Origin of the sequence: Candidatus Acidulodesulfobacterium acidiphilum (assembly GCA_008534395.1) — a bacterium.
GTDB lineage: Bacteria > SZUA-79 > SZUA-79 > Acidulodesulfobacterales > Acidulodesulfobacteraceae > Acidulodesulfobacterium_A > Acidulodesulfobacterium_A acidiphilum.
The window spans coordinates 1-6,483 of the sequence record SHMQ01000055.1; the positions used below are offsets into that span (position 1 = coordinate 1).

Below are 6,483 nucleotides of genomic sequence, written 5' to 3' on the forward strand. Positions count from 1 at the left end.
GAATGACGGAACTCAGCTTAGTACCTATGATAGCGGAAAGCAAAGGCATGAGTTTTATAGAATTAATAGAAAATATAATAGAAGATGCGGTTGCAAAAAAATAAAAATAATATAAGACGTAAAAAAACTTTAATAAGTAAAAATAGCAAAAGTAGTTTTGGAAAATATTTTATCAAATTATTTTATATTTTTGCGGTCATTATAATAATATTTGCTTCAGGATATTATGGGTATAAATTTTACAATTATTTTTTTTTAAATAAAAAAGTTTTTAAATTAAAAAAAATAGAAATTGTAGGAAAAAATATTACTAATAAAGAAAAAAATAAAATAATTGCGCAGTCGGGATTATTTAAAAACGAAAATTTAATAAATATAAATTTAAAAAAGCTTTCGAGGTTGGCGGCTTCTTACAGATGGGTCAAAAACGTTACGGTTTACAGAAAATTTCCGGACGCTATAGTAATAGTCATAAAAAAAAGGAAAATTTTTGCGATGGTAGTTTATAAGAATAAGTTATACTATGTTTCTAAAACGGGTTACATCATTGGAAAAGCCGGCGTACATTCCGGTTACGGATACCCCGTTATTACAGGTTTGAATACTGACAATTCCGGCGTTTATTTCAAAAAATTAAAAAAAGCTTTATCTTTTTTAAAAATTTCATCGCATTCCATCCTTTCGGGGCTTAGGGGAGAAATTCACGTAGAGAAGGATGACGGAATAGCGCTTTATACGCGCAAAGGATTATGCATAAAGTTTGGAATAGGCAATTATAGAAATAAACTTAAAACGCTGAAAAAACTTTTTTTAGAAATTAACGCAATTCATATTAGATATAAAAATTATATAAATTTGGAATATAAAAACGAAGCCGTTATAAAAGTAAATAAAGGTTCGAGGGTTTTGCCGGCAGGTTATAAAGCAGAACATATTAACAGCGGTATATTTAAATAATTAAGCGTTTTTTATATATAACAGAGGTTGAGATTGGAAAAGAACGATAACATTTTCGTGGGCTTAGATATCGGGACTACAAAAGTCTGCGCTATAGTCGCCGAAGCAAAAGGCGATTCATTGGATATCATAGGCGTAGGCAGCAGCACTTCTACGGGATTAAAAAACGGAGTAGTCGTAAATATCGAAAATACGGTAGATTCTATTGCCAAAGCCGTAGAAGATGCTGAATTAATGGCTGGCTATCAGATTCAATCCGCCACGGTCGGCATTGCGGGTTCCCATATCCGCGGTTTCAGCGGCAGGGGAATCGTAGCCGTCAAAAGCAGGGAAGTGGCACAGCAGGACGTAGAAAGGGTTTTGTCCGCGGCGAAAACCATATCCATACCTATCGACCATGAGGTTATACATGTAATTCCGCAGGGTTTTTCCGTGGACGACCAGGACGACGTTAAAAATCCCGTCGGCATGAGCGGACTCAGGCTGGAAGCCACCGTACATATAGTTACCGCTTCAAGCATAGCCGCGCAGAATATAGTTAAATGCGTCAATAAAGCGGGAATAGACGTTTCCGAAATCGTGCTCGAACAGATAGCGTCGAGCGAAGCCGTGCTGACCGAAGACGAAAAAGAGCTCGGAGTGGCGCTTATCGATATAGGCGGCGGAACGACCGACATTGCAATTTTTAACGGCGGAAATATAATACATACTTTCGTCATTCCTAAAGGAGGACAGAGCGTTACGAGCGACGTATCTAAGGGAACTACGACTATACCTCAGGAAGCAGAAAAAATAAAGATAAGATACGGAATAGCAAAAGAGTCTCTTGCCGGAAAAGACGAAATAATAGAAATTCCCGGATTCGGCGGCAGACCGCCTAGACCTATATCGCGACAGCTGCTCGGCAATATTATCGAACAGAGAATGGCGGAAATTTTTACTTGGATAAGAAAAAATATCGAGAAGAACGGTCTTGAAAGCAAAATTCTTTCCGGTTACGTTATTACCGGAGGCGCGGCGTTAATAGACGGTTCGGCGGAACTTGCCGAAGAAATTTTTAACGCTCCGGTAAGAATAGGCTATCCTTTAAACGTCGGCGGTTTGACGGACGCAGTCAGCTCTTCGGTGTATTCCACCGCCGTAGGTCTCGTGAAATATGCTTATAAAAACGGCAAGCGGAACAAAAAATCTTTTTCTTATAAAAAAGGGGATAGTTTTATAGACGAAATAAAAAAATGGTTTTCCGATTTACTTGATTACTTTTTCTAAACTTTGTTATTTTTTTTTACGATATATATATTAATGCAGTGACAGTTTTCGGCACTGCCACAAAATAGCGACGGAGGATATCATGTTAGAATTTATCGAGAACAACGAATTGGCGGCAAAAATAAAAGTTATAGGAGTAGGCGGAGGCGGCGGAAACGCGGTTAACACAATGATTGCGGCGGGGCTTTCCGGAGCCGAGTTCATAGTCGCCAATACCGATGCTCAGGCGCTTAAAGCAAATTTATCCAATATAAAAATTCAGCTTGGAGAACAGGTAACCAGAGGACTCGGTGCGGGAGCTAATCCGGAAGTCGGCAGAAAATCAGCTATGGAAGACAGGGAAAGGGTTAAAGAACTTCTCGAAGGTTCAGACATGGTTTTTATTACCGCCGGACTTGGAGGAGGTACCGGAACGGGCGCAGCGCCGATAATAGCCGAAGTAGCCAAAGAAGTAGGAGCGTTAACCGTTGCCGTAGTTACAAAACCTTTTATTTTTGAAGGTAACAGAAGAATGAAGCAGGCGGAAGAAGGATTGAGGGAATTAAAAAATACCGTCGATACCGTAATTACCATACCTAATCAGAGGCTTCTCGCCGTCGCCGGTAAAAATACTTCCATGATAGACGCTTTTAAAAAAGTCGACGAGGTTCTTCTTCAGGCGGTTAAGGGTATATCCGATTTAATAAACGTTCACGGTCTTATAAACGTAGATTTTGCCGACGTTAAAACGATTATGTCGGAAATGGGTATGGCTCTTATGGGAACAGGAGTAGCGCAAGGCGAGAACAGAGCATTGGAAGCTGCGCAGAAAGCCGTTTCCAGCCCTCTTTTAGAAGATATAAAAATAGAAGGCGCAAGAGGACTATTAATAAATATTGCAGGCGGAAAAGACATGGGTATTGCCGAGGTAAGCGAGGCCGCAGAAAAGATTAAGTCCGAAGCTCATCCTGATGCAAATATAATATTCGGAGCGGTTATAAACGACGAACTTGAAGACAGGATGATGATTACCGTTATAGCTACTGGTTTAGGCGGTGAAGCCAAGCCCGTCTCTTTAGTTTCGGTTCAGGGCGGAGCCGCTTCTCAACAGGCGCAGGGATTAAGCCAGACCGTTAAAGCGCCGTTTTCCGAAGACGATAATACTCCGCCGGTTAAACCTGTTTCCGATACCGTCGTAAATATAAAAGAAACGCCCTCGTATATCGAAAGATTTTCCGATGTGGAAGAGGAAGTCAATTACGAGGACGACCAGTGGGATATTCCTACGTTTATGAGAAAGCAGGCGGATTAATTTAATAATATATTATATATATTGTATGCCAAACTCTAAGTCCGGTAAATCCGGCGGTTTTGTTGATTATGATATAAAAGCAAAAATCTGGCTTGAAAAAAACGGCGAGCCGGTCTTCGGAATGGGCAGGTTTATGCTTTTAAAAAAAATAGGAACTTCGGGTTCGATATCTTCAGCGGCAAAAGAACTCGGATATTCTTATAAAAAAGCATGGAGTTTCATAAATCTTATGGAAAAGAGATTCGGATTCGAACTCGTCGATAAAAAAATAGGCGGAAGATACGGCGGCGGTTCTGTTTTAACCGAACATGCAAAAAAAATAATGGCGGAATACGAAAAACTGCTTGAAAAGGAAAAAACGTTCTTAGACGATTATCATGCGCAAACCCCGCATCTCTTACAGCCCTCGAAACACTGAGGCGTAGTTTTAAGGTTAAGCGCTCTTTTATATTCTTCCAGCAGGTATCGTTTCGTAACGCCCTGGTCTATTATATCCCAGGGAAGAAGTTCGCCCGTGCCTATTTTCCTGATAAATCCGTCCATACGCAAGCCTTTGTCTTCCGCGGCTTTTTTAATGCTTGTTTTATTAAGAAAAGAATATACCAAAATATCGGTAGAAAGTCTTGAACCTCTCGCAAAAAAAGCCTCGGTAAACGCGGCGTTTAAAGAGTTTATATTTACGTCGAGATTAGGCATGTTCCTAAGACCGTTAGCAATGTAAGATGCTTTTTTTCTAAGAATTTTTAAATCTTCAAAATTTTCCCACTGCAGCGGCGTCCATGCTTTAGGCACGAAAGGGCTGAACGAAGCCGTTAGTTTGCCTATTCTTTTATTCGCCTTAGATGCCGATATAAATTCTTTAAGTATTGTTTTCACTAATTTAACCGTATCGTCCATATCGTCTTTGTTTTCATACGGCAGTCCGAACATAAAATATAGTTTTATTCCGGTTATGCCTCTTTTAACGATATCGCCGACGGACGTTATTATATTTTCGTTGCTTAGAACTTTATTTAACATTTTTTTTAGCCGTTCCGAACCGGTTTCTATTCCTATAGTCACCGTTTTTATTCCGGATTCTTTGATCATATCCAGATTATTTTCGTCTAAGCAGTCGAATCTGACGGACGACAGGGAAAAATTTCTGCCGGAATCTAAAGAAAAGCGCATAATTTTAGCAATATTTTTACCGTCCATAGTCCCGAATCCGACGAACCCGGCTTTCTCGTTTTCGCCGGTAGCGGATATCGCCTCGTTTACGGCGTCTATTGTAGATTCTCTTAAAGGCAGATAAATGAAACCGGCGCTGCAAAATCTGCATCCTCTTTTGCACCCCCTTTCGATTTCTATCATATTTATATTGCTTAATTCAGAAAATTCCGTGGTAATAACCGATGAAGAAAACGAAAGGTTTTCGTCCGTCCAACGCCTTGCGACTCTTTTAGGAAAACCGTTTGCTATTTTAATTTCGTTTAAAATATAAGGGTTTTTTGGATCGAAAATAAAATCGTATTCCGAAGGAACGTATATTCCTTTAATTCCGGCAGAAGAATTTATAATTTCATATTTATCGGGTTTATTTTTAGATTTAATTTTTTCAAAAAAATCCGGAAATATTGCCTCCGCTTCGCCTATAAACATTAGGTCGAAAATAGGCGCGACAGGTTCCGGATTTAAAAACGCAATAACTCCGCCAGCCATAATAAGCGGAAAATTTTCGTTTCTGTCTTTAGACAAGAACGGTATTTTTTCTGCGGATAAGATAGAAAGTATATTTACGAAATCGTTTTCGTAGCTTAAAGAAAAAAAAATAAAATCGTAATCTTTGAGTCTCCGCCTTGTTTCAAGAGATATAACGCCCTTCGATAAATCGTCCTGCATAAAAGCTCTGTCGCAGGACATAAAGCCGGAACGGTTTATAAGTTCGTACGCCCTTAAAAAACCGAGATTAGACATTGCTACGCCGTAGTAATTCGGGAAAACCATTACTGCTTTTAAATAGGCGTTTGCCCTGTTTAAATTTGCAAGACGGTTGCGTTCAGACCTTAAGTAGATATCGTATAATCCGCCGATATCTCTATATGCCGGATTTCGTCGTGCAGGGTTATTAAATTTATAATCTTTCATAAAATAAGGCGGATATTTCGTCTGCGTCTGCCGTATAATGCAGGCTTATAATATCTATAAAGGTTTAACGGCGGCAATTTTTTCTGCGACGAGGTCGGCGATTCTTTCGTCCACTCCCAGATAATCGCCGAGTTTAAAATTGATTTCGGGGTATTTTTCGCCGTATTTTCTTAATATTTCAGGAATATCTCTCGAAACGTGGTTTCCGGAATACAGGAAATAAGGTATTACGTATATCGAATCAAAATTTTCTTCCGCCAATTTTTCCAGTATATCGTTTATGTTGGGTTCCGCAAATTCTAAATATGCGCATTCTATTTTAACATCCTCGAATGGCACTTTAGACCTTATTATATCGGTCATATTTCTTAAAATATCGTTTGCATCGCTTCTTCTCGAACCGTGACCGAGAAGCACTACCGATTCTTTCATAATTTTAATTTACCTTTATTATTGTGTTGTTTTTTTCCGAAAAAGGTGTCAGATTAATTTTACGCAACACCTTGATAGTTAATTGCTGCTTTTCTTCGTATGCGTAAAACAAAATCTGACACCTTTTTCTATTTTCCCCTTCTATAGTTAATTGCTGCTTTTCGTATCCGAAAAATAAATCTGACCCTTTTTTCTCCTTAATTGTCATTCCCGCACAGGCGGGTACGGTTTAAAGCCGTCGGTATTTAGACGGCTCATCCAGAAAAATAATTTTCTATCAGCAATTTTGGGTCCTATCGCAACATTGAATTCTATCCCCATAGTATTATATAATATTACAAAATATTGCGCAATAAACGGCACATTTATAAAAAGGGATGAAAAGTGCGGGAAAACGGAGAAACTGC

The 6,483-nt window shown here is 39.1% G+C and carries 6 protein-coding genes; 4 read left to right on the plus strand and 2 right to left on the minus strand.

Annotated elements, in window-relative coordinates; translation table 11 throughout:
* The first annotated feature begins 84 nt into the window (after positions 1-84).
* The 4 genes from EVJ48_10045 to EVJ48_10060 all read left to right on the plus strand — a co-directional run bounded on the left by EVJ48_10045 (position 85) and on the right by EVJ48_10060 (position 3,935).
* The gene (locus tag EVJ48_10045; GenBank protein ID RZV36720.1) at positions 85-957 is read left to right on the plus strand and encodes an FtsQ-type POTRA domain-containing protein; all 873 of its coding nucleotides are present in this window, start codon (positions 85-87) and stop codon (positions 955-957) included.
* A gap of 33 nt (positions 958-990) precedes the next feature.
* Positions 991-2,226, plus strand: a complete 1,236-nt coding sequence (gene ftsA / locus EVJ48_10050; protein ID RZV36721.1) for a cell division protein FtsA — start codon at positions 991-993, stop codon at positions 2,224-2,226.
* A gap of 82 nt (positions 2,227-2,308) precedes the next feature.
* Positions 2,309-3,517, plus strand: a complete 1,209-nt coding sequence (gene ftsZ / locus EVJ48_10055) for a cell division protein FtsZ (GenBank protein RZV36722.1) — start codon at positions 2,309-2,311, stop codon at positions 3,515-3,517.
* A 25-nt stretch (positions 3,518-3,542) separates the two neighbouring features.
* Positions 3,543-3,935 (plus strand): LysR family transcriptional regulator, encoded by a 393-nt coding sequence (locus tag EVJ48_10060; GenBank protein ID RZV36723.1) that lies wholly within the window; start codon positions 3,543-3,545, stop codon positions 3,933-3,935.
* Here the strand turns inward: EVJ48_10060 and EVJ48_10065 are convergent.
* A complete protein-coding gene (locus EVJ48_10065; GenBank protein ID RZV36724.1) occupies positions 3,893-5,644 on the minus strand; it encodes a radical SAM protein in 1,752 nt (583 codons plus the stop codon). The two genes, EVJ48_10060 and EVJ48_10065, sit on opposite strands and share 43 nt — an antisense overlap.
* A gap of 54 nt (positions 5,645-5,698) precedes the next feature.
* Complete coding sequence (locus tag EVJ48_10070) at positions 5,699-6,076, minus strand: cobalamin biosynthesis protein CbiX (protein ID RZV36725.1); 378 nt, start codon at positions 6,074-6,076, stop codon at positions 5,699-5,701.
* Positions 6,077-6,483 lie beyond the last annotated feature (407 nt).